Origin of the sequence: Pseudomonas sp. R3.Fl, from assembly GCF_023516765.1 — a bacterium.
GTDB lineage: Bacteria > Pseudomonadota > Gammaproteobacteria > Pseudomonadales > Pseudomonadaceae > Pseudomonas > Pseudomonas citronellolis.
The window spans coordinates 7,472,418-7,496,537 of sequence record NZ_JAMGSO010000001.1; the positions used below are offsets into that span (position 1 = coordinate 7,472,418).

General features: G+C 60.8%; 26 protein-coding genes. 12 read left to right on the plus strand and 14 right to left on the minus strand.

What is annotated here, in order from left to right:
* Positions 1 to 43: 43 nt before the first annotated feature.
* Positions 44 to 1,996 carry a propionate catabolism operon regulatory protein PrpR gene (prpR, locus tag M8R19_RS32880; protein ID WP_083426835.1) on the minus strand — a complete coding sequence of 651 codons (1,953 nt, stop codon included), beginning with the start codon at positions 1,994 to 1,996 and terminating at the stop codon, positions 44 to 46.
* 198 nt (positions 1,997 to 2,194) lie between these two features.
* Here prpR and M8R19_RS32885 point away from each other — a divergent pair, with 198 nt between their 5' ends.
* Genes M8R19_RS32885 through M8R19_RS32905 form a run of 5 tightly spaced genes read left to right on the plus strand, consistent with a single transcriptional unit; the run spans position 2,195 to position 6,300 of the window.
* Positions 2,195 to 3,253 (plus strand): phosphotransferase family protein, encoded by a 1,059-nt coding sequence (locus M8R19_RS32885; RefSeq protein WP_116424529.1) that lies wholly within the window; start codon positions 2,195 to 2,197, stop codon positions 3,251 to 3,253.
* Positions 3,250 to 3,627, plus strand: coding sequence for a DUF6285 domain-containing protein (locus M8R19_RS32890; RefSeq protein WP_249920105.1), 378 nt, complete (start codon positions 3,250 to 3,252; stop codon positions 3,625 to 3,627). The genes M8R19_RS32885 and M8R19_RS32890 overlap by 4 nt, the downstream gene beginning before the upstream one ends.
* A complete protein-coding gene (locus tag M8R19_RS32895; RefSeq protein ID WP_249920106.1) occupies positions 3,617 to 4,336 on the plus strand; it encodes a histidine phosphatase family protein in 720 nt (239 codons plus the stop codon). The genes M8R19_RS32890 and M8R19_RS32895 overlap by 11 nt, the downstream gene beginning before the upstream one ends.
* Positions 4,337 to 4,360: 24 nt before the next feature.
* A complete protein-coding gene (locus M8R19_RS32900; RefSeq protein WP_074983798.1) occupies positions 4,361 to 5,536 on the plus strand; it encodes an acyl-CoA dehydrogenase family protein in 1,176 nt (391 codons plus the stop codon).
* Entirely contained in the window at positions 5,533 to 6,300 is a 768-nt protein-coding gene (locus M8R19_RS32905) for an SDR family NAD(P)-dependent oxidoreductase (RefSeq protein WP_249920107.1), read from the plus strand. The genes M8R19_RS32900 and M8R19_RS32905 overlap by 4 nt, the downstream gene beginning before the upstream one ends.
* A 78-nt stretch (positions 6,301 to 6,378) precedes the next feature.
* Here the strand turns inward: M8R19_RS32905 and M8R19_RS32910 are convergent, their stop codons facing one another.
* Positions 6,379 to 7,365 (minus strand): NAD(P)H-quinone oxidoreductase, encoded by a 987-nt coding sequence (locus tag M8R19_RS32910; RefSeq protein WP_074983795.1) that lies wholly within the window; start codon positions 7,363 to 7,365, stop codon positions 6,379 to 6,381.
* Between the two features lie 171 nt (positions 7,366 to 7,536).
* Positions 7,537 to 8,367: an alpha/beta fold hydrolase gene (locus M8R19_RS32915; RefSeq protein WP_249920108.1), complete on the minus strand. Its 831-nt coding sequence runs from the start codon at positions 8,365 to 8,367 to the stop codon at positions 7,537 to 7,539.
* 134 nt (positions 8,368 to 8,501) lie between these two features.
* On the opposite strand from M8R19_RS32915, the gene M8R19_RS32920 reads away from it, so the two are divergent.
* The 3 genes from M8R19_RS32920 (at position 8,502) to M8R19_RS32930 (ending at position 11,291) form a co-directional block, all read left to right on the plus strand.
* Complete coding sequence (locus M8R19_RS32920; RefSeq protein ID WP_074983790.1) at positions 8,502 to 8,963, plus strand: MerR family transcriptional regulator; 462 nt, start codon at positions 8,502 to 8,504, stop codon at positions 8,961 to 8,963.
* Positions 8,964 to 9,306: 343 nt separating this feature from the next.
* The gene (locus tag M8R19_RS32925) at positions 9,307 to 10,212 is read left to right on the plus strand and encodes an acetoacetate decarboxylase (RefSeq protein WP_249920109.1); all 906 of its coding nucleotides are present in this window, start codon (positions 9,307 to 9,309) and stop codon (positions 10,210 to 10,212) included.
* A 356-nt stretch (positions 10,213 to 10,568) separates the two neighbouring features.
* Positions 10,569 to 11,291 carry an alpha/beta hydrolase gene (locus M8R19_RS32930; RefSeq protein WP_283939534.1) on the plus strand — a complete coding sequence of 241 codons (723 nt, stop codon included), beginning with the start codon at positions 10,569 to 10,571 and terminating at the stop codon, positions 11,289 to 11,291.
* Positions 11,292 to 11,338: 47 nt separating this feature from the next.
* Here M8R19_RS32930 and M8R19_RS32935 read toward each other — a convergent pair whose 3' ends face one another.
* Positions 11,339 to 12,094 (minus strand): type 1 glutamine amidotransferase domain-containing protein, encoded by a 756-nt coding sequence (locus M8R19_RS32935; RefSeq protein WP_370311599.1) that lies wholly within the window; start codon positions 12,092 to 12,094, stop codon positions 11,339 to 11,341.
* Between the two features lie 317 nt (positions 12,095 to 12,411).
* Between M8R19_RS32935 and M8R19_RS32940 the strand changes: the two genes are divergently transcribed.
* On the plus strand, positions 12,412 to 13,491 hold the full coding sequence (locus M8R19_RS32940; protein WP_249920112.1) for a saccharopine dehydrogenase family protein: 1,080 nt from the start codon (positions 12,412 to 12,414) through the stop codon (positions 13,489 to 13,491).
* A 29-nt stretch (positions 13,492 to 13,520) separates the two neighbouring features.
* Here the strand turns inward: M8R19_RS32940 and M8R19_RS32945 are convergent, their stop codons facing one another.
* The 10 genes from M8R19_RS32945 to M8R19_RS32990 all read right to left on the minus strand — a co-directional run bounded on the left by M8R19_RS32945 (position 13,521) and on the right by M8R19_RS32990 (position 21,877).
* A complete protein-coding gene (locus tag M8R19_RS32945; RefSeq protein WP_249920113.1) occupies positions 13,521 to 14,273 on the minus strand; it encodes an SDR family oxidoreductase in 753 nt (250 codons plus the stop codon).
* A gap of 116 nt (positions 14,274 to 14,389) precedes the next feature.
* Entirely contained in the window at positions 14,390 to 15,322 is a 933-nt protein-coding gene (locus tag M8R19_RS32950) for an NAD-dependent epimerase/dehydratase family protein (protein ID WP_249920114.1), read from the minus strand.
* 840 nt (positions 15,323 to 16,162) lie between these two features.
* On the minus strand, positions 16,163 to 17,476 hold the full coding sequence (locus M8R19_RS32955; protein WP_249916641.1) for a zonular occludens toxin domain-containing protein: 1,314 nt from the start codon (positions 17,474 to 17,476) through the stop codon (positions 16,163 to 16,165).
* 4 nt (positions 17,477 to 17,480) lie between these two features.
* The gene (locus M8R19_RS32960; RefSeq protein WP_058491135.1) at positions 17,481 to 17,768 is read right to left on the minus strand and encodes a hypothetical protein; all 288 of its coding nucleotides are present in this window, start codon (positions 17,766 to 17,768) and stop codon (positions 17,481 to 17,483) included.
* A 10-nt stretch (positions 17,769 to 17,778) separates the two neighbouring features.
* A complete protein-coding gene (locus tag M8R19_RS32965) occupies positions 17,779 to 19,290 on the minus strand; it encodes a hypothetical protein (protein ID WP_249916642.1) in 1,512 nt (503 codons plus the stop codon).
* A 135-nt stretch (positions 19,291 to 19,425) separates the two neighbouring features.
* Entirely contained in the window at positions 19,426 to 19,647 is a 222-nt protein-coding gene (locus M8R19_RS32970; RefSeq protein WP_249916643.1) for a hypothetical protein, read from the minus strand.
* 326 nt (positions 19,648 to 19,973) lie between these two features.
* Entirely contained in the window at positions 19,974 to 20,261 is a 288-nt protein-coding gene (locus M8R19_RS32975) for a single-stranded DNA-binding protein (RefSeq protein WP_043272796.1), read from the minus strand.
* A gap of 35 nt (positions 20,262 to 20,296) precedes the next feature.
* Positions 20,297 to 20,557: a hypothetical protein gene (locus M8R19_RS32980; RefSeq protein WP_249916644.1), complete on the minus strand. Its 261-nt coding sequence runs from the start codon at positions 20,555 to 20,557 to the stop codon at positions 20,297 to 20,299.
* Positions 20,557 to 20,730, minus strand: a complete 174-nt coding sequence (locus M8R19_RS32985; protein WP_249916645.1) for a hypothetical protein — start codon at positions 20,728 to 20,730, stop codon at positions 20,557 to 20,559. Before M8R19_RS32985 ends, M8R19_RS32980 begins: the two co-directional genes overlap by 1 nt.
* Position 20,731: 1 nt before the next feature.
* The gene (locus M8R19_RS32990) at positions 20,732 to 21,877 is read right to left on the minus strand and encodes a phage/plasmid replication domain-containing protein (protein WP_249916646.1); all 1,146 of its coding nucleotides are present in this window, start codon (positions 21,875 to 21,877) and stop codon (positions 20,732 to 20,734) included.
* 156 nt (positions 21,878 to 22,033) lie between these two features.
* Between M8R19_RS32990 and M8R19_RS32995 the strand changes: the two genes are divergently transcribed.
* The 3 genes from M8R19_RS32995 (at position 22,034) to M8R19_RS33005 (ending at position 23,751) form a co-directional block, all read left to right on the plus strand.
* Positions 22,034 to 22,405, plus strand: a complete 372-nt coding sequence (locus M8R19_RS32995) for a helix-turn-helix domain-containing protein (protein ID WP_249916638.1) — start codon at positions 22,034 to 22,036, stop codon at positions 22,403 to 22,405.
* A 275-nt stretch (positions 22,406 to 22,680) separates the two neighbouring features.
* The gene (locus M8R19_RS33000; RefSeq protein ID WP_249916639.1) at positions 22,681 to 22,845 is read left to right on the plus strand and encodes a hypothetical protein; all 165 of its coding nucleotides are present in this window, start codon (positions 22,681 to 22,683) and stop codon (positions 22,843 to 22,845) included.
* Positions 22,846 to 23,166: 321 nt separating this feature from the next.
* Positions 23,167 to 23,751, plus strand: coding sequence for a hypothetical protein (locus M8R19_RS33005; protein ID WP_249916640.1), 585 nt, complete (start codon positions 23,167 to 23,169; stop codon positions 23,749 to 23,751).
* Positions 23,752 to 24,120: the final 369 nt, after the last annotated feature.

Genomic DNA, 24,120 nt, shown 5'->3' on the forward strand with positions numbered 1-24,120 from the left:
ATGAACTCGCCGCCGCGAGGTTTCATTTCTGCATTGCCACGGCTCAAGTGCGGAGGCGGCGCCAGAGCGTGGTCCGGCTGATGCCAAGTTGCCGGGCGGCCTCGTCCATGTCCCCGTTGCATGCTTCGAGCACCTTGCGCGCGTGGGCGATTTCGCTGGCCTTGCCGACGCTCCGCAGGTCCAACTGCGGAGCGTCGGCGGATGGCGGGGAGGAGGGGCACAGGCTGTCTTCGAGCAACTCGGGGAACAAGGTGGACAATGCGACGCTGCTGGCGCCCATCGCCTGGGCGGAAAGTGCCGCGCGCTCCACCAGGTTTTCCAGTTCGCGAATGTTGCCGGGCCAACGGTAAGCCTGAAGGTATGGCATCAGTTCATCCAGAACCGCTTGCCCGGCAAGAATGTGTTCCGGCGCGAGCGAAAGCTTGCGCAGGATCGAGCCGGCCAGCAGTTGGATGTCTTCCGGGCGCTCCCTGAGAGGAGGGACGGCGAGGCGAAGAATGTTCAGCCGGTAATAGAGGTCTTCGCGAAAGCGGCCATCGGCCACCCGGGCCCGCAGGTCGCAATGGGTCGCGGCTACGATGCGGATATCCACGGGCGTGGGCTCCGAGGCGCCGAGACGCAGGACCTCTCGTTCCTGCAGCACACGCAACAAGCGGGTTTGCAGGGTCACCGGCATATCGCCGATTTCATCCAGGAACAGGGTCCCAGTGTGCGCGGCCTCGATCAGGCCGGACTTCCCGCCCTTGCGAGAGCCGGTGAACGCGCCCTCTTCGTAGCCGAACAGTTCGCTTTCCAATAGCGTCTCCGGAAAGGCTGCGCAGTTGATCGCCACGAAGGGCCCCGGTTGTCGGGGGCTCGCATTGTGCAGGCTTTGTGCGAGCAACTCCTTTCCGGTCCCGCTTTCGCCGGTGATCAGCACGGTGGAGTCCGTACCGGCGTAGCGCCGAGCCAGTTCCAGCACCGTGCGAAACCCCGGCGCCTGGCCGAGTAGCTGATCAAAGCGATATCGAGCGGTGAATTGCCGGGGGCGGGCCTGGCTGCGGATTCTCCGGTCCGCGCGCTGGATCGTGTTCGTTTCCTGGCAGGAGACCACCACGCCATTCGCTTTGCCATGTTCGATGATCGGCGTGACGTTGGCTGCCAGCACCCGCCCACCGGCGCGAATGATCCGGCTTTCGTCGCTTTCGCCCTGGCCGATGGCAAGGCTGATGTCCAGGTCGGGCATGACTTCGGCGAATGGGCGTTCCTGCGCCCATTCGATGGTGACGCCGAGCATCTGTGCCATCCGGGGATTCAGTGACTGGACGATACCCTTGGCATCCACGGCGATCACGCCGTCGTTGAGGTTTCGCAGCACGGCGTTCAGCCACTGTTGCTGGATGAGGGCCTGGGACCTGCTGCGGCAGATCGCCAGGGCCTCATCGAGCGCTCTCTTCACGGCGTCTTCGTTCAATGCCAGGACGCCCTGGGCGCCGGCCGCCTCTGCGATTTCGACAGCGGTCGAGGAGCCGACGATCACCCGATAACCCTCATCGACCAGCCGGCGAATCTGTTCCTGGACTTCATTCAGGTTGGTGTAGGTGGCCTGGCGCACGTCGACGGTGAACAGCGAGGCCATGGCGTCGATTTCCGGGTGGCCCCGCTGGAAGCTGACGATGCCGACTTTCGTCGCCCGCGCCTTGGCGATGTCCAGCGCCCGGATCAGATCGTATTCGCCCATGCGAATCGACAGGATCGCGGTGGAGATATGTCGCCGGAGGTAATCCGCGGTTGCGCCCGAACAGATGATGATGTCGACATCCTGCCGGCCTTCCAGGGCCTTGCCGATCTGGCGCAGCTCATCGATGGTCGTTTCGACGATCTCCACGTGGGCCCGCTGGCTGTAGAGGGGCACGACCTTCTCGACGATGCGGGACATGCTGTTGGGGCCATGGGGAGTGCGGAGATGGTTGATGAGGGCGACGATGCGGGGTAGGTAATGCTGCTCTGTGGCCATGGGGAGTCTCGTGCAATTCATTTTCCAACCTGCAATCAAGGTTTCAGAATTGCAACGAACAATCCAGCAGGGAAGACTCCTTATCAATCGCGCGAATTCATAAGCATCTGATTTTTAATAGGAAAATATAGATTTTCTGCAGCTGGAACGGCTCTTGCTCTGCCTCTTGCACGTCACAAACCAGAGCAAGCTTTATCCATGCATAGCCCTTCAGCCCCCAACTCCGATCTTCCCCGAATCGATGTCCCCTCGGCTCTGGCGCCCTTGGCAGCCCGCCTGGCCTGCCAGTTTGCCTACGAGCATGTCGAAATCGAATCCTGCGAACGGCTCTCCGGCGGTGCCATCCAGGAAAACTGGTTACTGAGCGCCAGCGTCCTGGTGCATGGGGAACCGATCGAGAAGCGCTGGGTGTTGCGTACGGATGCGCCGTCAACGGTTGCCGTCAGCATGGGGCGAGCCCAGGAGTTCGCCGTATTGCAGGCGGTACACCAGGCCGGCGTCACGGTACCGGACCCGCTTTGGCTATGCCGTGACCCCGGGATACTGGGGCGCGACTTCTTTCTCATGGCGGCTCTGGAGGGGACCGCCAGCGGCTTCCGGCTCACGACGGACAAGGCCCTCGAACCGGCGCGGAGAGACCTTTGCCGGGAGCTTGGTGCCAACCTTGCGTTGCTCCATGAAGTGAAGCCCGACCATGCTGAACTCGATTTCCTGCATGCGGCCGCCATCGATCCGATTCAGCGCGATATCGATCTCTACCGCCAATACCTCGATGAGTTGCCCATTGCCCACCCCGTCATCGAATGGGGTTTGCGCTGGTGCGAGCTGAACCGGCCGGACGCGCTTGCGCCAAGGCTGATTCATCGCGATTACCGCACTGGCAACTACATGGTGGACCAGGGGCGTCTGGTCGGCGTGCTGGACTGGGAGTTCGCGGGGTGGGGCGATCCCCGTGAGGACCTGGGCTGGTTCACCGCGCGCTGCTGGCGTTTCGCCCGGCCGGACCGGGAGGCCGGCGGCATCGGGCAACTGGACGATTTTCTCGAAGGGTATTCGAGTGTTTCGGGCTTGCGCCCGACGCTGGAAGAACTCCGGTTCTGGCAGCTGATGGCCCATGTCCGCTGGGCCTTGATCGCGCTGCAACAGGCGCAGCGGCATCTCACCGGACAGCAGCGCTCGCTGGAGCTGGCCCTGACCGGGCGACTGATCCCGGAACTGGAATACGAGATCCTTTCTCTCACAGGAGCCCGGCCATGATTGCCCCGAATGCAGTGGATCTACTGGTAGCCGCCCGTAGCACCGTGCTGGAAGCGTTGCTTCCCTCGCTGCCGAGCGAACTGCATTACCAATGCAGGATGGTTGCCAATGCGCTGGCGATCGCCGTCCGAGAGCTGGAGCTTGGAGAACAGGTCGCCGACCTGGAGAGCCACGCGCTGGATCATGTGCTGGAACCACAGGGCATTCCCCATCTGCCTCACGAGCGGGCCTTGGGCGCACTCGTGAAGCTGATCCGCCAGGGAGACTTCGACCGGCCGAGAGCCGGGCAGGCGAGCTTGCAGCAAGCGCTGACCGCGATCACCGAGGCCCGGCTGAGTGTCAGCAACCCCAAGGTCCTGAACCATGGCCGCTGAAGCCTTCGCCGGTGTGCGTCGACGCCGTTGCTACCTGGTCCGCCACGGGCATGTCGAGTATTTCGATGAGCAAGGCAAACCCCTGGACCCGCGCAATGTTCCGCTCTCGCAGAAAGGGGCGCAGCAGGCATGGGCGCTCGGCCAGGTGCTGCAGGATGCTCGCGTTGACAGGGCCCTGTGCTCCGATTACCCCCGTGCGAGGCAGACGCTCGAGCTGATATTGCCGGGCCATGGCGTACCCTTCGAGTCTCTGCCCGAACTACGCGAAATACGTGCCGGTCGCCTGCGCGAACTGGAGCGCGAGTCGCTGCCCGAGCAGGTGCTGGGCGCTTATCGGAATGCCGGTGCCGTGAATGCCCGCTTTCTCGGCGGAGAGCGCTGGGACGAATTCCAGTCACGCATCCTCGGCCTTTTCCAGAGTCTCATCCAGGACCCGTCATGGCAGAGCGTCCTGATCGTCAGCCACGACGCCGTCAACCGCGTGATCCTGAGCTGGGCCACCGGCCTGGGGCTCGGCGCGATCGCTGCGTTCGAACAGGACCCCGCGTGCCTGAACGTGCTGGACATCGATACCCGGGACGGCCAATTGCTCGGCGCCGTCATCCGTACGCTCAACTACACCCCCTATAGCCCTCACAAGGCAGGGATCCACGACACCGTTCTGGAAAACCTCTTCAGGGCTATCCAGCCGGAAAGCCTGACGGCCTGATCTTCCCGATGACAGGAACCATCCATGAATTTCTCCCTTCCCGAAGAGCTCCAATCCCTGCAGAAACGTGTGCGCGACTTCATCGCAGAAGAAGTCATTCCCATGGAGAACGACCCTCGCCAGAGCTCCCACGGCCCCTCGGATGAGCTGCGGCAAGCGTTGGTCGAGAGGGCGCGTGCCTGGGGGTTGCTGACCCCGCATGCCTCTGCCGAGATGGGCGGCCAGGGCTTGTCGCACGTCGCCAAGGCGGTTGTGTTCGAAGAGGCTGGCTACTCGCCGCTCGGTCCCACCGCAATGAATATCCATGCCCCCGACGAAGGCAACATCCACCTGATGGAGGTGGTCGCAACGCCGGCGCAAAAAGACCGCTGGCTGCGTCCGCTCGCGCAGGGCCACATCCGTTCCTGTTTCGCCATGACCGAACCCTCGCCTGGCGCAGGTTCGGATCCATCGATGCTGACCACCACCGCGGTTCGCGACGGCGACGATTTCATCATCAACGGCCACAAGTGGCTGATCACCGGCGCCGATGGCGCAGGCTTCGCCATCATCATGGCGCGTACCGAGGAGGGTCACGCGACCATGTTCCTCACCGATACCAACCGCCCGGGGTTCATTCTCGAGCGGATGATGGATTCGCTGGATAGCTGCTTCACCGGTGGCCATGCCGTCTTGCGCTTCGAGAATCTGCGAGTCCCTGCCAGCGATGTGCTGGGTGAAGTGGGCAAGGGGTTTCGCTATGCCCAGGTTCGCCTGGCGCCTGCCCGGCTGACTCATTGCATGCGATGGCTGGGGCAGGCTCGCCGCGCCCATGAGGTTGCCTGCCGCTACGCCAGCCGCAGGGAGTCTTTCGGCAAGAAACTTGGCGAGCACCAGGGGGTTGGGTTCATGCTCGCCGACAACGAAATGGACCTGCTGACCACGCGCCTGGCCATCTGGCATTGCGCCTGGGTGCTGGACCAGGGGGAGCGGGGCAACGTTGAATCCAGCATGGCCAAGGTCATCAGCTCGGAAGGCATCTGGCGGGTCATCGACCGTAGCGTCCAGGTGCTGGGCGGGCAGGGCGTCACTAGCGAGGCCATCGTCGACCGGATCTTCCGTGACGCGCGAGCCTTCAGGATCTATGACGGCCCGAACGAAGTCCACCGCATGAGCCTGGCCCGCAAGATTCTGGATCGGGTGAGCGGAGGCGGGCGATGAACCAACTGTTCAACCTCAGCGGCAAACGCGCCCTGGTGACGGGGGCTTCCAGCGGGCTCGGCAGGCACTTCGCTCGAACCCTGGCAGTGGCTGGCGCCCACGTGGCAGTCGCCGCGCGGCGACTCGATCGCCTTGACGCGTTTGTTCTCGAGTTGCGCGAGCAGGGACTGGAGGCAACGGCGTATGAGCTCGACGTCACCTCGCGCGAATCGGTCAATGCGTGCCTGGACAGCATCCAATGGGACCTGGCAGGGCTCGATATCGTCGTCAACAACGCCGGCGTCAGTAACACGAAGCGTGTCCTCGACTACGAGGACAGTGACTGGGATGCGGTACTGGATACCAATCTCAAGGGCGCCTGGGTCGTTGCGCAGGAGGCGGCACGCAGGATGGTGGCTGCGGGGCGTGGCGGCAGCCTGATCAACATCACCTCGATTCTCGCCTCGCGTGTAGGCGGCGGGGTCGGGCCATACTGCGCGGCCAAGGCCGGTCTGGGTCACCTGACGCGCTCCATGGCCCTGGAGCTTGCCCGTCACCGCATCCGGGTCAACGCGATAGCCCCGGGCTATGTGGTGACCGAACTGAACCAGGACTTTCTTGCCAGCGATGCAGGCGAACGCCTGAGAAAGCGCATTCCCTCCGGGCAGTTCTGTACCTACGAGGATCTGGACGGGGCGCTTCTGCTACTGGCTTCGGAGGCCGGCCGGAGCATGACCGGCGCGGAAATCGTTGTCGACGGTGGCCATTCCTGCTCTGCGCTCTAAGGCAGGCCTCCCTGCCAGCAATAGCTGTGGCAGGGAGGCGAGCCTGGATCATGACGGGGAACGAGCCGACCGCGATCGTCAGGCCTCGACGGTCAGGATGATCTTCCCGATGTGCTGACTGGCGTCCATCATTTCATGCGCCGCACGAGCCTGCGTGAGGCCGAAGGTCTTGCAAAGCAGGGGTTTGACTTCCCCCTTGCGTACATGGGGCCAGACCTGGCTCTCGAGCTCATCGATGATTGCCTTTTTCTCATCGTGGGTTCGGGAGCGCAGGGTCGAGCCGATATGTGTCAGGCGCTTCACCAGCATCTGGAAGTAATTGACGGTGGCCGCGGGCCCTTTGATCAGCCCGATCTGAACGATGCGGCCGTTCATGGCCGCTGCCTGGAAGTTTCGATCGACGTAGTCCCCGCCGATGATGTCGACCACCACGTCGACGCCTCGTCCCCCGGTCTCGCGCATGACCTCTTCCACGAAATCCTGCCGGGTGTAGTCGATGGGGTGATCCGAGCCCAGAGACCGGCTGGCGGCCTGCTGTTCCTCGTTCTTCACCGTGGTGAAGATCTGCGAGGCACCGAAAGCTCTGGCCAGCATGGTGGCCGTTGTGCCGATTCCGGAAGCGCCGCCATGGATCAGCACCGATTCCCCGGCCTTGAACTGCCCTCTCTGGAACAGGTTGGTCCAGACGGTCATGAAGGTTTCCGGCAAGGCTGCCGCTTCTTCCAGACTCAAGCCTTCGGGCAGATGGAGAGTGGTGCGCTCGTCTGCAACGGCGTACTGGGCGTAGCCGCCACCGGGAACCAGGGCCATCACCTTGTCACCGATGGCGAAATTTCTTACCTCGGCGCCCAGCGCCACGATTTCGCCGGATATTTCGAGCCCGGGAATATCCGAGGCGCCAGGAGGCGGATCATAGAGACCTTTGCGCTGGAGGACGTCAGGCCCATTCACGCCGGCGGCATGCACCTTGATCAGCACTTCCCTTTCACTCGGACGAGGAGTGGGCCGCTGGACCGGGACCAGAACATCCGGTCCTCCCGGGCGGCTGATCTCAATGGCTGTCATATGGGAAGGAATGTTGGGCGCGTTCATATTGCGAACCTCGGTATAAGCATTGACGCAGCGTGGGAATGGCTGATCTGACCACGGGTCGTTGGGAGGGGGCGGAGCTGACGCTGGTCTGATCGGCCAGGAAAGAAGGGGAGCCAGGATATGTGCACCTGGCTCCCGGGCTTGTCAGCCGCGTATGAAGGCGAGCAGGTCGGCGTTGATCGTATCGGCCTGGGTGGTCGGCATCCCGTGGGGGAAGCCGGAGTAGGTCTTCAGCGTGCCGTTCCGGAGCAGCTTCGCCGAGAGCAGGCCAGAGTCCTCATAGGGGACGATCTGGTCGTCGTCGCCATGCATCACCAGGACCGGGATGGTGATTTTCTTCAGGTCCTCGGTGAAGTCCGTCTGCGAGAACGCGACTATGCCGTCGTAGTGGGCCTTGGCGCAGCCCATCATGCCCTGGCGCCACCAGTTCCAGATGATGCCTTCCGAGGGCTTCGCGCCTGGGCGGTTGTAGCCGTAGAAGGGGCCTGCGGGCACGTCGTAGTAGAACTGCGCGCGGTTGGCCGCGAGCTGGGCCTGCAGGTCGTCGAATACCTGCTTGGGCAGGCCACCAGGATTGCTATCGGTCTTCACCATCAGCGGCGGGACGGCACTGATGATGGCGGCCTTGGAAACACGGTCCTCGCCATGGCGGGCGATGTAGTGGACGACTTCGCCGCCGCCGGTGGAGTGGCCGACGTGAACCGCGCCCCGGGTGCCGAGGTGATCGACTACCGCGGCCACGTCGTCGGCGTAGTGATCCATGTCGTGGCCGTCCCACACCTGGCTCGAACGCCCGTGCCCGCGGCGGTCGTGGGCGACGACGCGGAAGCCGTTGGCCAGGAAGAAGAGCATCTGGGCATCCCAATCGTCGGCACTGAGCGGCCAACCATGGTGGAAGTGGATTACCTGGGCGTCCCGCGGGCCCCAGTCTTTGTAGAAGATTTCAACCCCGTCCTTCGTGGTGACGTATCCCATGTTCGCATCTCCTGTGTGAGGTGGAGTTCGGCGACCAACGATGCGACACCGCGTGAACGCCCCATCGCTTGGCCGTCCAATCACTGTAGGTTTAAAGTAAGCTTTAAGGTCAACGCTTTTTTCGAGGGTGCTGCATGAGAATTGGAGAGCTGGCGAAGCTCAGTGGGCTGGCGCCTTCGCGCATTCGCTTCTACGAGGCCAGTGGCCTGATCAACTCGGTGGAGCGCAAGGCCAATGGCTACCGCGACTACGCGCCGGAGACGCTGGTGATCCTGGAGATCATCACCGGTGCCCAGAGCGCGGGCTTCTCGCTGGAGGAGATCCGCCCCTTGCTGCCGCTGAACGCCAGTGGCTGGCAGCATGGCGAGCTGCTGGAGGGCCTCAGGCGCAAGGTGGGCGAGATCGAGGTGCTGCAGAAGCGCCTGGAGCAGAACAAGGCACAGCTGCTGGTGGCCATTGAGGGCATCGAGAGCAAGCCGGAAGGGATGCAGTGCGCAGACAATACCCAGCGGGTGCTGGAGCGTCTGCGCCAAGAGGGCAGTGTGACAATGCGGCCCCGCAAACAGACCAAGGGCCGTAGCGCTTCCGTCGAATGAGCCCCGGCCCCAGAAAAGCCGGGCATGCTGCCTGGCTTCCATCGAAACGGCTTGCCGGGCCGACCAGTCCTTCCTTGCCGATCAGGCTGCTCAGCGGTTTGGGCGCATAAAGCGCGCGCTGGAACCCAGGAATGTATTCATGTTTACCCCTCGCGTGCCTTCAGGTGGGCGGGGGAAAGGCGTTCAACGGCTCCGGCGCGCGGGCTCGATAAGCCGTGTGAATGCAGGCAATAAGGCCAGGCTCCCTTGACCTTGAAGCTTGGTTGAACCTTAGAGTGATTGCGGCAGGCCTGTGTGGCCCGGCACCCGAACCATCTGCCAAGGCAATCATCGAGGAAGGTCAATGAACATGAGCAGGCGCTTCACTGAAGTCGAATTCGGATCGCAGAAGGTCGAGGTACTTGCCGGTGGCTACTACGACCGCTACCGAATGAACCCGAACCTCGACGAGGTCGCGCGCGACCCGGCAGCCGGCAACATCGATTTCTTCCGTAGAATCCCTAAGCAACTGGTCGCCTCCAGGGTCGGGCCGACGTGGGCCCCGAATTTCTATTACCGCTCAAGCAGCATCCAGCTGCTTTTTCTCGCGCCCATCGACCGGCTGAAGGCGACCCTGCCGATGCCGCTGGAGCCGCTCCGCGCGTTGCCCGGCTACGGCCTGGTGGCGCTGACCTTCTTCTCGTACTCGGTTTGCGATAACGATCCCTACGACGAAGTATCCGTCGCCATCGTCATTCGCCGGCCCGGTAGCCGGAAGCCCCATGCCCTGGAGCTGCTCGATTCCATTCGGCGACGCAGCTTCGTCGCGCATGTACTGGCATTGCCCGTGACCACCGAGATTGCCAGGGTGCGCGGCGTGCACGGTTACCAACTGCCCAAGTGGCGTGCAGATATCGAGATGAACATCGGCACTGATGTGACCGCCCGCATAGCAGGGCCCAAGGGGCTGCCGGACCTGTCCCTGAACGCGCCTCTTCCAGTTCTACAGAACGTTCAGCCACAGTCGCGCATGGGAACCACGACCATGGTGCACCTGGTCGACGGCCAGTGGCATCAGACGCAGGTGCAGACCAACACCCTGTCCTTCGCCCAGCGCCTGCTGCCTAAGGAGGTGAATCTGGTGCGCAACGGCGGTCCGCTGAGCCAACTGCTCGATGGGTTGGGAGCTACCAAGGTGCTGCGCCTGGATGTGGTCAAGGACGCGCAGATCGTACTGAACCTGCCAACCGCGCTGAAGGTTTTCGACTAAAGCGGCGGATGAATGCCGCAGATATCACTTGCAGGTCGACCAGGTCTTGGCTGTCGCCTGTGTCGTGGCGCCTGGTAGCAACTGGCGCTGGAGCAGGGCAGGGGAGTCCTGCCCGGTGTGATGTTGGCGGTCCCGCAATCCCCCCCTCCAAGGTCCTCACTCCATGAGCATGAGAAAAAGCAGCTTCATCAGCCAGGGAGAGCGCTGCGCTGCAACGGTCTATCTCCCTGACGGCGCCAGTCGTTCCAACAAGGTTCCTGCCATCCTGCTGATGTATGGCTGGGGTGGCGTGCAGACTTCTTTCCTACCACCGTTCCGAGACCGATTCCTGCAATTGGGGTGTGCCGTGATGACCTTTGATTTCCGCTGCTGGGGGGGAAAGCTCGGGGGAGCCGCGGCATGTGATTTCGGTACCCGACCGCATCGCGGATGCAGAAGCCGCTCTTCAGCACCTGTCCCTTCAGCCAGAAGTGGCTTGCGACTCGATCTTCCTGTGGGGGTCATCCCTGGGTGCAGGCATCGCTTTCACCGTAGGGGAGCGACATCCCGAGCTGAAAGGAATCATTGCTCAAGTGCCCATGCTCGATGGCAAGGCAGCGTCCCGCCGTACCCCATTGCGCTCACGAATTCGCATCCTGTTGCACGCGGTGCGGGATGTCTTCAGGGGAGGGAATCCACTGTACATACCCATCGTGGCCGATGAAGGTGGCTTCGCTACCATGACGCGAGATGGAGCCGCCGGCGCCAAGGCGGCGAGTGCCGAGCTGTATGGCCCGGGCGCACCGAACTACATCGCCGCACGCTCTGTCCTGACCATGCTGGGATATCGTCCAATCGACTCGATGCGCCGGATAGCCTCCCGCACCCTGGTCATTGGCGGCAGCCGCGATACGATCGCGCCATTCGATGAGCAGTCGGTACGAAATGCCGGCAACCCGGATGTGACGGTCGTCACCCTCGACAGCAACCATTTCGAACCCTATCTGGAGCCGCACCTGAGCAGGAACCTGGACATCCAGGCTGAGTTCTTGGTGTCCGTTCTGGGGGAGGGTGGCACCCAAGCTCCGCTGCTCGCATAGTTGCGCTGCGCTCTGGACCTATCGATCCAGAGCGCAGCGGACTTGCATCAGTGTTTCATCTGCCGGCTGGCGAGGAGAGTGACCACCGCTTTTGCCACCGCCTCTGCTGACTGAGGATTCTGGCCGGTAACCAGCCTGCCGTCGGTTACCACGTAGGACGTGAAAGGCAGCCAGGCTTTCTGATACCGAGCGCCCTGAGCGACGAGCCGGTCTTCGAGGAAGAACGGCACCTGGCTCCTCATTCCCGACAGTAGTTCCTCGCGATTGGAGAAGCCGGTGACGGTCCTGTCCTTGATCAGAATGTTTCCCTTGTCGTCCTTTACACCCACCAACCCGGCCACACCGTGGCAGACCGCTGCAACGACGCCTCCCCGGGCATAGATTTTTTCGGCGGCGCGCTGAAGGTCCGGATTGTCCGGGAAGTCCCACATGACACCATGGCCGCCCGTGAAATAAATGGCACTGAACTGGCTCGGGTCGACATTGGCGACCGGTACCGTGTTGGCGAGGCGCAAGCGAAATGCCGGCGACTTCATGTGCTGCCGGGCCGACTCATCCATGTACAGCCACCCCATGCTGCGTTCGTCCAGCGGAGTCTTGCCGCCTTTGGGGCTGGCAAACACGGTGGAGTAGCCCGCGGCTTCGACGACATCGGTGAAATGCGTCAGCTCGGTCAGCCAAAGTCCCGTTGTGTCGGCCCTGGACGGATAGCGGGAGTGATTGGTAACGATCACGAGGATTTGTCGATTGTCTGTCACTGCGCCAGCCGGGGTTGGCTCCGCATTGCTCAATGAAACAAACATTCCGGCCAGAGCCGCCACAGCAACGGAAAAAATAGTCTTCAGCCTCATCCTCAATTCCTTCAATGCTCGCTTTCAACAGCGCGCAAGCATGTTCACCTTCAACCTCGATTGAAGGTCAAGCCTGTCCGGGCGCTATCCAATCCTCCGAGTGGATGGGTGGGGTATGGGAGGGACCTGGCTTGACATTGAAGTTTACTTCAAGGTTACGGTGTTGCAGGCGCCAATCCCGGCCCTCGATGACGGTGCTCGTCGAGTTGCCCCTGTCCCATGGGCAGGTCATTTAGGCTCTGGAACATTAACGAATCAGGAACGATGTCATGAGTGCGCAAAACAGTACGCCTGCAGCGATGCGCTGGATGATCTACGGTGCGAATGGGTACACCGGGGAGCTGATTGCCCGCGAGGCCGCTCGGCGAGGGCTCAAGCCGGTGCTGGCCGGCCGGAGCCGGGAACGTGTCGAGGCGCTGGCACGCGAGCTTGGTCTGCAGGCCCGTGCGTTCGGGCTTGACGATGCCTCAGCGCTGGCCGGGCAGATCCAGGGGCACTCGCTGGTGCTGAACTGTGCGGGCCCGTTCTCGGCCACCGCCGCGCCCATGATGGAAGCCTGTTTGCGCGCTGGCGCGCACTACCTGGATATTACCGGCGAGATCGCCGTGTTCGAGCTGGCGCAGTCGTTGAATGGCCGTGCGCAGCAAGCCGGTGTGGTGCTTTGCCCCGGCGTGGGCTTCGACGTCATCCCGACGGACTGCGTTGCCGCTGCGCTGAAGGCGGCGCTGCCCGACGCCACGCATCTGGCGCTGGGGTTCGATTCGCGCTCGGGCTTCTCGCCCGGCACTGCCAAGACCTCGGTCGAAGGCCTGGCGCAGGGCGGCAAGGTGCGCCGCGACGGCCGGATAGTCAGCGTGCCGCTGGCCTACAAGGTGCGCCGGATCGATTTCGGCGACGGCGAGAAGGAGGCGATGACGATCCCCTGGGGCGACGTATCCACCGCCTACCACACCACCGGCATCCCCAATATCGAAGTGTTCATTCCCGGCTCACCGCGCATGATCGCCAGCGCCAGGCGCGCCAACTATATCCGGCCGTTGCTGGGAATAGGCTGGGTGCAAAGGCTGATCAAGGCGCGCATCGCCAGGACGGTGAAGGGCCCCAGCGAGGAAAAACGCGCACTGCAGCCCACCTTCGTCTGGGGCGAGGCCGTCAATGCACGGGGTGAAAGGAAAACTGCGCGCATCCGCACGGCGAACGGCTACAGCCTGACCATCACCGGCTCGCTGACGGTGGTCGAATACCTGATGACGCATCAACCCGCCGGCGGCGCTTACACGCCGGCGAAGCTGGTCGGTGCCGACCTGGTGAGCCGGCTGCCGGAGTCAGGTCCCCTGCGGATTGATTAGTGCGTTCAAGTTCCGTTACGTCGCTCACATCAATTGAGCTTCACTATCCAGCGCAGGGGAAGAAACCGCATGAAAGCCCCAAGAAATGCCCATGGCCATGCAGGAACATAGGCTGTTGCGGGCTTTCGCTCGATAGCGGCCACCAAGGCTCGACATCCGGTTTCTTCGTCGACCTCGAAGGGTAGCCGCTTTGCGCCCGCATTGAGCTCGGTGCGAATGTAGCCAGGGAAGATCGCGCTGACGCGGATGGGTGTCGAAAGCAGCTCTGCGCGGATGCCTTCGGTCAGGTGGGCGAGGGCGGCCTTGCTCGCGGCATAGGTGGTCAGATGCTTGGGAAGCCCTCGCACTGCGCTCATGGAGGATATATTGACCAGGTGGCCGAAGTTCTGTTGGCGAAAGATTTCTACAGCCGCCTCGCATTGAGCCAGTGCCGCAATGAAGTTGGTTTCGGCAGTCCGCCGGTTGATGTCGAAGTGCCCCGTTCCAATGCGACGCCCCTCACCGACTCCCGCATTCACGACGATGCGATCGATGTGCCCGAAGAGTTGTTGAAACTCTCGGAAGACTTGAAAGACATCGGCATGGTTGTTCACGTCCAGAGCACGCAATTCAATCCTGACATCGTAGCGTGCGATCAATTCTCGCCGTAGATCCTCAAGCCGATCGACTCGTCTCGCGCACAGCGCCAGGTTGTAGCCACGCGCTGCGAACCCCCTGGCCATACCGGCCCCAAGTCCAGAGCTGGCGCCGGTTATAACGACGTTCTTGGCGTCGGTGTTCATTTGATTCCCTCATGGAGAAAAGGGGGAAGATAATGAGCCCTGGTGCTCTGCACCTTTCCCCTATAGACATGGAGCACATCGCGCAGGAGGCTACAGTCATGGCGGTCTTTCCTGGCTTAGCTGCGGCCAGAGTCGGCCAGGATCTGAGTGAGCCCCTGGCGATAAGTCGTGACCTTGAAATCGGGGAAACGCTGCTTGTACCTAGAGGAGTCGAACAGGTTGTCGTGCTCGTACCGCGGCAGCAGTTCCCGCAATTCACGGACCTGCTTGGATATCAGGCCAACAGCCGTCAGTGTCCATTTGCCGAGAACCTTGTAGGAAGGCTCCCGGCCAAAGATCTCGGACGCCAGGGCGACGAATTGCTTGTAGGTGAGGCGCTCGTCGTCGCAGGGCAGGTGCCAGGTCTGCCCGAACGTGTCCGATGCGTTCCCCAGGGCAGCCAGCGCCCGGCTTGCATCCGGGGTCCAGATGAGCGTGCGCTTGGTATCGTCCCGCACGGGCACGCGGGGCGTCTTGCCGGCCCTGATGTTGTCGATGACCAGGGTGTTGGTGATGCTCTGCGTCTTGCCGGGCCCATAGAACTCAGGGGCACGGCCAATCACCACCGGGATGTCCCCTCGCTGCATCTCCTGCTGCACCATGGATGCCATCTGCGCGCGCACCCGGCCCTTGCGGCCGACGGGCTCGAACGGAGCGTTCTCGGTCAGCATGCGGTCATCCTGCGGATACATGTAGGTGTTGTCGAAATAGACGAACTTGGCCTTGGCCGCTCGCGCTGCATCGAGCGAGTTGCGCAGCATCACCGGGAACTGCGTTTCCCACAGTTGGGTATCCGGCGGTAGACCAGCCGTGAAGTAGACGATGCTGCTGCCCTTGACCGCCTTGGCTGCCTGATCGGCATCAAGCAGATCGGCCGCCACCAGAGCGTCGGAGTCGTTGATTTTGAGGGGCTTACGGCTGACGAGCCTTATGTCGTCCGTATAGGTACGGCGCAGTTCTCGGGCCAACTCCATGGCGATCTGGCCGGTTGCTCCTAGAACGGTTTGCATGATGTTTCCTTGAACTGTGAATGAAGATCAATCTGCGAACTGCCTGGCCCTGGGCCGTCACGTATGCCGGGACGTCCGGCGCGAAGCCCATCTGTCGCAGCCTTTCGTACGTCGGCACTGTTCAGCGATGGTTTTTACAGCAGGGCTTTTATGCGCACCCTAAGATTGAAGCTGGCTTTAAGGTCAAGGGCATGCTTCCAGCTATTCGAGGGAGGGATGTGCGGAGATGACTGGTGTGAATATCGGTACCACCTAACTCTGGCTATCGCCTCGGCTCTCAGGCCGGTGATCGCCACAACCTGGAGGTCTTGGGCTGGTACACCTTCTTGCTGCGCCACTTCGCCAAGCCGTTCTTGCCGTTCAAATTCCCAGGCAGCGGGTAGGGGGTTTTAGCTTCGAAGGTCGTCCCGGACAGTACGCGAAAGGCAGACCCGACATTACTATGCAGGCTGGAATGTCTTTACGACGAAGTCCTGATCGACGAAGTCCAGGATCTCAGTGGGAAGGAATGGAATTCCACTTATTTGAGGCTCCTGACATGAACGGCGGGAAGCTCCGCACTGAGCAGCAGGAAATTGAGCTCAGGGAAGCGTTCGAAAATTTTTTAGCTACCAGAGCCAAGCGAGGAGGCGAGATCCGAGCCAAATAGTTTCAAATTCGAGCAGTCGCAAGCAAGCCAGGGTTGGCTCAGGGATTCATGGCATATACCTAATTTAACATAATATACATTATGCGAAGCCTAGGCACCGAGCGATGAAGCCCAGCGCCTCGGAAACCGCCAGGATGTTCAGGACCAGCAACGGCGCCGCCAGGCACGCCGTAACGAACACGTCTGCAGGCTCAATCATCCTGGCCTCTCCAGGGACGCGAAGCATATTCGCTGTCCGGCACAACGGTTACGACTGTCGCTGTAGCGTGCGGCGTCGAGGGCCGCTGAACGGATGCAGGAACCGGCCTGGCATCGGCTGATCGCAGGTCGCTCCGCTCGCTGCTCACAGCCGATTGCCGGGCCTGCACAGAGGCCTCCGGATCCACGACCTTCGTCACCGCGCCGCGACCGGTCCAGGGCGTCACTCGTTCGCCGTCCACATCGCAGAGCACGTACAAGTCACGCTCAATCCAGCGGCACTCAGCCATCGGCACGATTCGCCTGGACGAGCCATCCGTCAGCACAACGCTCGACGTGCGACTAACCGAGCCAGCACCGGTCACAGAGGCCCCGCAGGGCTTCACCCTGGACGGATCGCCCTCGACCGGCACCGAGCAGCCAAGCCAGCCGGCGACGCGCCAGGTCGCACTCATAGGCGCCGCGCCGCTGACCGAAACACCCGTCACCGCCTGTACAACACGATCGGCAGACGCCCTCACCTGCTGTACCGGCGCTGCAGCAGCTGGCGGCGGGTTCACGAGCTCGCTCTGCACGTGCAGACCACGCGCCTCCGGATCGAAGAACCGATGCACGCCCCAGACGCCGGGCAGGACCAGCACAGGGATGGCCACCACCAGGCCCCACAGAGCCGGCGAACGCCAGATGTTGCCGCGGTTATCGGCCTTGGATTCGTCGCCCACGTCGCCCGTTTCGCTTTGCGTGGCGGACTTGTAGTAACGGTAGACCTCGGGCTTATACGTGCCGAACGACTGCCGCTGCATCTGACTCTTAGGCGGACGATCCCCCGTCGCCGCACCGCTGTAGATATCAACGCGGTACGCCTTCTTAGTCTTCTTTACCACCCGATAAGTTTGCTCAATCAGCGCCCTGGCAAACGACGCAATCTGACTCAGGTCCTGGGTGACCAACACAATACGCATCGACTTATTGTTCTTATCGACACGGTGCCGATGTTCGGCCAGCAGCGCCTTATCTTGTTCGCGCACGGCAGTTGCCTTTAACCCGGACGGCCAACGCCGCCAAAGTTCATCGAGCACCAGAACAGAACCCGGAGGAGCCAGGTCCGCCAAGTCGTCACGCTTATCCCAGTCAGCCGGCAATTGATCGATAGAGCCCTGCGGGAAGTCTTCCAGCAGCATATCCACCTGCAGCGGGATATTCGTTACCACATGCCGCCCCTGTTTAAGCGACGGAATAATCACGTGTTGGACAACGCCATAACTTTTACCGTGACCAGGCTTGCCCACATACGCATCAATAGGCATGACGTCACCCTATGAACGGAATACGGCGCAGGATAAACCGAGCCAACAATGCGGCCAGGCACACCTTAATGCCGAAGCTCAATTCAAACGTCGAGGCGAACCACATTACCGAGGAAGGAATGCCCGCAAACGCACCGCCGGCCTGCGACATGAAGTCGGGCACCGGAATAGCATTCAGGAACTTACCGATACCTTCCATGGCTACCGAGTAAATCTTTTTCGGTATCCACTCTGCCCAATCAACAAACCACTTCAGAATGTCGTTAAGCCAACTTTTCAGCCAATCCAACATATCAATCACCTCACGCCATGAGGAAAATCATAACCGCCACGAAACACCAGAAGGCTCGCATGGTCGGCTGCAGAACATCGTCAATCGTGGACTTCAGGTCGCGAATAATGCCGTAGTCCAATGAAGCCCCGCCCAGGACCTGAAGTGCAGGCGTAGTTAATGTCGGAGCCGTTCCAGTATCAGGCGCCGATATATTGCCAACCGCTGTTGCAATCGGACTTGACTTCACCGTGTCGTAGAACTTCTGTGTCGTAGTCTGGTAATCGTCCACGTCATCGAGCTTCGGCGTGTCCGGACTAGAGCCGTCACTGCATTCCTCGGCCGTCACACAGTCACCACCGCCCTCGCCCTCCCCTGTGCCGCCAGAGCCCGTACCGCTGCCATTAGAGGCCGAGCCAGTACCACAGGCGGCGCCGCTGCAGGTCGATTGCGTAGAGGTCACCACGCCCGTGCCATCCTTAGTCGTCGTGGTTTTGGTCGTCGTCGTGGAGCTGCTGCACACATTCATGTCGGTGCACACAGTCTTGGTCGAAACATCCGTCTTCACGGACGTGGTAGAGCCATCGGCGTTCGTCGTCGTACTGATGTTCGTGGCGATATCAATGCCCTTGGAAGTAGGCGATTTCCAATCGCAACTAAATACGCCGTTCGCCGTGCCACAGTTCTGCGAGCCCGACGTTTTAGTCTCTTGTTTCGACGTGCAGGATTGAGAGCCGTCAGCGCCCGTCGAATAATTACACGGCTGATTATTGGTATCGGTCTTAGGAGTTAAATCGGGCGCCTCGCAACCACCAAGCGCATGGCAGTCCTGATCCTTGGGGTTGTCAGTGCCACCGCCAACGCCGCCAGTGTAAACGCCGTCAACCACGCAAACGGAACCTTGGCCATCCGCATTTACCGTGCACTGAGAAGACTTGACACTAACCGAGCAGCCGATATTCGGATATGCAACGGTCTGCCCATTAATAGGCCCCTTCTCAGGCGTATCAAGATGAATAGAAAGCTGCGACACAGAACCGCCGTCGCGAGAAGAAAACGCCTTACACATAACAGCAGGAGGCGAATCATAAACGCGGATGCACTCGCCAGACGACCAAACATAAGGAACGGTAGACTGCCAAGTGGTATTGCCGCAAAGAGTTCCATCCTCGCCTGCAGGTGTTTCACAAGCACCAGTCTGAGAATTATAAGTAAGACCAGAGGCACAACTATCGCCAAGGCGATCAAAAACCGAACCATTAACACTCAAAGGCTGATCAGAGCCACCCGGGGAATTCTTATAAGTAGTCGCCCAATAACAAAGAGCCCTTGTGGAACTCTGCATTGTTATACGAACACTAGAAGAGCCGTCAGCAACAATCTTGCCCTGAGACGTCAAATCATTAACCTGGCTTGTATAACTCTGATGACAGGCAAGAAACGGTGATGCCGCACTTATGCCGGAATAATTGGTCCAATAATAATCGGCGGCGTTAACACTACCGCACAGAAAAAGAAAGAATATAGAGATTATGCGGCGCATATCAAAGACTCCAGAAGAAACATAGGGCCGACATGCCGCCGAAAAAGAACGATACGAAGTAATAAAGATCAGCCATGCTTTCGCCCTCCCCAAAGAAAAGGGCGGCCGAAGCCGCCCCTTGTACACGCGGCCCGGTCAGGCGCTTTTGATCATGCCGAGCAGCATCTTGGCGCCACGGACGGCGACGTAGACCGCAGCAGCCAGGGCAGCCACTGCCAGGATGCCGGTCACGACAGTGGACCAGTCCACGCCAGACGTAATGGCCGAGAAGTCCGGACCGGCAGCAGCAGCCAGACCGGAACCAGCAGCAGCCATGAGCGAGCCCAGGGCGACGACACCTTTTTTGTTCAGTTTCATAGACTTAACTCCGAATCATCTTAAGGATTGCTCGGGCTCCGAACACGACGGCTAGCGGTACGCCGACGAAGACGAAGCCGACCCCGAACGCCTGGGCAAGTGCCACAGGGTCGAGCGTGGAGGGGTCGAAATCTTGGTGCGACTCAACAAGCACCCAGGGGGTGGAGCAGCTGGGCGCGCCGTCACTGAGCACCTGAATCTCGCCATCGCAGGCGACCGTGTACGTGGTCACGACCGAGCCCAGCGGCCGAGGCCGTGAACGACGACGCCGGCAGCGACGTACCAGGCGAGAAGCTCAGCGATCAGCATCCAGGCGCCCTCCCCGATCAGCTGGCAGCGCGCACAGGCGCTTTCTGCAGCGGCACCAGGCGCAGGCGCATCTGCAGGTCCTCGAACCGCCCCACGTAGAAGCTGTCCGGGCCGACGGTATAGAGACCAGGCGCGTACGGAGCCGCGTTGTCATCCAGGGTGACCTTGATGTGCTGCGGGTACTTCTGCCCCGGCAGGGTGACGTAGGCCTTCTGCTCGCGGATCTGGTAGGGCTTGCCGGTCTTGGCCGAATTGCCCGACTTGACCACCACCTCGGCGCTCTCAATCTCAACCTGAATATCCATCGTCTTTCCTCTCTCAACGTGTGCCCGGATGGGCGTTAGAAGCCGAAGGCATCACCCACCCAGGGCGTGCCGTCAGACCAAATTTCGGTACGGGCATAGCGCTTGAACTCGGCCACGATTTCCCAGTAACGCCGGCACTCGCGGTCCTCGCGAGACTCATACGGCGCAGGCTGCAGGACGGGCATTTCGAGCAAGGCAGGGTTGGCCACAATGGAGCTGCGCAGCGATGCCTGGAGGGCTACACGGGCGCGCTCAGAGGCCGAAAGCTGGACGCCCTGGAAGGAGACGGTGCGCATCAGTCCACCTCCCAAACTTCAACGTCATCATCGGAGTCGACGCCGAGGGCATGCATAGCCATCTGAAACGCTTCCTCAACACTGGCGGCGGAGACGGTCAGGCAAAAAATGCCCTGGTAAACAACGTCCCACTTGGGCAACCGATCCATCTCGGCAAGATCGAAGAGAGCCACGTCAGGCCACCAGGCGCAGCTGGGTGCGCGGTGCCTGGGCGTGCCGGTAGAAACTCGGCAGCACCAGGTTGTCGTTAGTGACGATTTCGGTCGCACGACGAACCAGCACAGCGGTATGCCGGGTGACGTCGTAGGGCATGCGGATGTTGATGCCGATCTTGTTGAGACGAGAGGCGTAAACCTCCATCTGCGACTTCTTAAAATCGAACTGAATGCCCGGGCAGTGCATCCACTGCATAGCAATGTTGGCGGTCGCATTGGCGGACTGAGTGGAGGCAACAATGCCCTTCTCTTTCAGCGTCTGCGCAATCGTGCTGTAGTCCATACCCATCACCTCAAGCTTCTGATCTATCGCCAAAAATTCCGCGTGGATGTCGCGGAAACGGGACTCATCAAAGAGCCCCCACCACTCCAGGCGCTCCCGTTGCAGGTATTCCGCTTTCAGTTCCTGCTCCATCCGCACCACGCCATGCTCATCGCAGAAATTGGCCAGCGACTGCAGGTAGCGAAATTCGGGCGAGTCCTCGCCAAAATTCCGTTTGCACTTTGGGAACAGGAACTTACGAATGGCGTGCGACTTCTGATACGCCTTCTCGTAGTGGTCGCGAGCCTTCCAGTCGACGGTTCGCCCGTCCTCATAGAGATGGCCCACCTTGCGCTTCCACAGCTGGGTTGAAAGCGCCCGGATGTAGGCCAGGTCGTTGCCCTTCCCTACTGTCCGGTTCGTTGTCAGGTCAATACGACGGATGCGGGCGCCATTGCCGACCATGCTCGACTTAGTGCCGTCCTCGCCCTGGCGCAGGCCCCACTCGGTGCACTTGGTGAAGCGCGGTAGCCGGCGGAAGCCATACTCATCGGTATACGACGTGACGATCTCGTTGAAGACCGCAATGCACTCGTCAAGAGTGCGGAACCCGTCGAGGTTATCCAGCCGGTTAACCGCGCTCGGATTGCCCTTCACCACCAGCTTGTTGCCGTCGGCGCGGATGGAGATCGACGTGGAGTAGCTGCCCTCATGCTTCCAACCCGGTTCCGTCACCTTGAGGCGCTCGCCGGTGCGCTTGTCGTAGTAGCAAATACGGGTGTCCGACACCTGCGGCAGTTCGAACGGAAAGACCTGCTCGACCGCGAGGTAGTCGTAGAACATCCTGCTCTGCTGTCGCCCCATGGAAGCCTCAAAAGCTGTCAACCACCCAAATATTGCGGTAGAAGCTACAGCTTTTCGCGGATCGAATGCAAACGAAATCTTGCGGTCAAAGACACCATTTATCGGTATTGGATAAACAAACAGGAGATAGGGTGCATGGACAACCCCGTAACAGAAGAGGCAGCCATGAGCATCGGCGAGAACATAAAGCGCCAAAGAGAGGCGCACGGCCTGTCACAAAAGAAGCTTGGAGAAGCGATAGGCAGCGGCGAAAACACAGTGGTCGGCTGGGAGAAAGACAAAAACCCACCACCAGGCGACAAGGTTGCCGCAATGGCCAAACTCTTCGGGTGCTCAACCGACGAGATTCTGATGGACAAGCACGAGCGCGACATATCACCAGAAATGAGAGCGTTATTCCGGCGTTTTAATGACCTGCCAGACAACCTAAAGCCCATGGCAAGAGGAATGATCAGCGCAATCCTGGCAAGCCTGGAAGAAGAGGCGGCAAGGAAAACCGCAGCATGATGGCCTGGGCACTGGTCGTAGCGTTCCAGGGGGACCCAGAGCCAAAGGTCTACCTAAAGCCAACGGAAAACGAATGCCGAGGGCTTCAGATCGTAATCAGAGAGCACGCCCAACGAATAGGGCGTGAGGCGACGGTAGATTGCTACATCATAACACCCACGCCAGACAGCGTCATACACCCCGAATGGAAGCTGGTGCCAAGAGCAAACCATGGAAGTCCGGGGTGAATTGGGGGTGTTACAGCACCCCCACCCTGCCCAGCCACGGAGACGACCATGGGCCTACAGGACCGGGAATGGTTCAACGAGGCGCGCAAAGCGCCCAAGAAGCCAAAGAAACCCATCCAGCACTCCAAACAGCCACGCAGCCTGAAAGCGCCCTCATGGGCCATCGTAGGCGTCGCCGTGACCATCGCCATCGCAGTAATTCTCTGGCTGTAGCCGACGGGAAGCCCGGCAGCGCTGCTCGCTGGGCTAGACGGCCTGGACATTCCGCGGAGATCTGTCAGCACGCAATGCGCACCAGATGCGGTGCTCTGTGACGGGCCGCGATACGCCCAGGAGGGGTAATCATGGCGCGGGGTGGGCTTGTGCCGAGACGAATCCGGCGCCTCGCGAGCCAGCCGCCGAGCGAGGCGAGCCAAGTTATCGTTACGTAACGAACATTAACGACGAACGGTCGATTTATCGTTACGTTACGCTGGTCTATTTATCGTTACGTAACTATAATTACTCCATGCAACCAGCACGGAGCACACCGCCATGATCGATCCGAAGGACAACAGCACTCAGCCCCTGGACCTCGGCGAGGCCAAGCGCCGCCGGGGCCGACCCAGCACCGGCAAAGCCATGAGCAACGCCGAGCGGCAGCGCGCTTACCGCGAGCGGGCAAAAGCGCAACGTAACGAAAAAACAGAAAACGGCACAGACCTGGTATCTAGGGCGAAGTACGAAAAGCTACACGCCATAACGATAGAAATTAGCGACAGGTGCGCACTGGCCGAGCATCACAGGGATGAATTGCATGAACAGGTACAGAAGCTACTGGAGCAACGCGACAGCCTGATCCGCGAATGCCATGAGCTGAAAAAGGAATTGGCGTCTCGTAACGAAAAAGAGATCACGAACGGCAAAATCCCAGGCACCTGGATAGTCGAAAGGAAGGAACGCGGCACCAAGAAATGGGAGAAATCAGGTGACGCACCGGAATCAAGCTGGGACGCGGCAAAGGGAAGCGTGGACTACATGCAGTTCACATCAGGAACAGGTCAGGACGACAACTGGAGAGCTCGCTGCACAGCCGGCACGTTCAAAGGAATGATCTACTGGCCTAAAGCTCCAAAATAGCCCGGCAAGCCGCCTGGAGCGCTTCCAGGCGGTCATCCAACAGACTCCCCTCCTCGTCCAGCTGGGCAACCCGGCGCCTCAGTTGTCGAATCTCACCCGCCAGGCGCGGGTAGTCCTCAAGCATGCAGCAAACCGAGTCCAGGGCATCGCGCCCCGGGAACCAGAGTTTTGCGTCACGTAACAGATATTCGGGGATGTCTAGGGCGGGCATCGCATAATGGACATTACGCTAAATCGGCCCCGGAGCTTATCAGCATTGTCCGGAGCCGACTTAACGTAACGTCACGATATTATGCGAAGCCTAGGCACCGAGCGATGAAGCCCAGCGCCTCGGAAACCGCCAGGATGTTCAGGACCAGCAACGGCGCC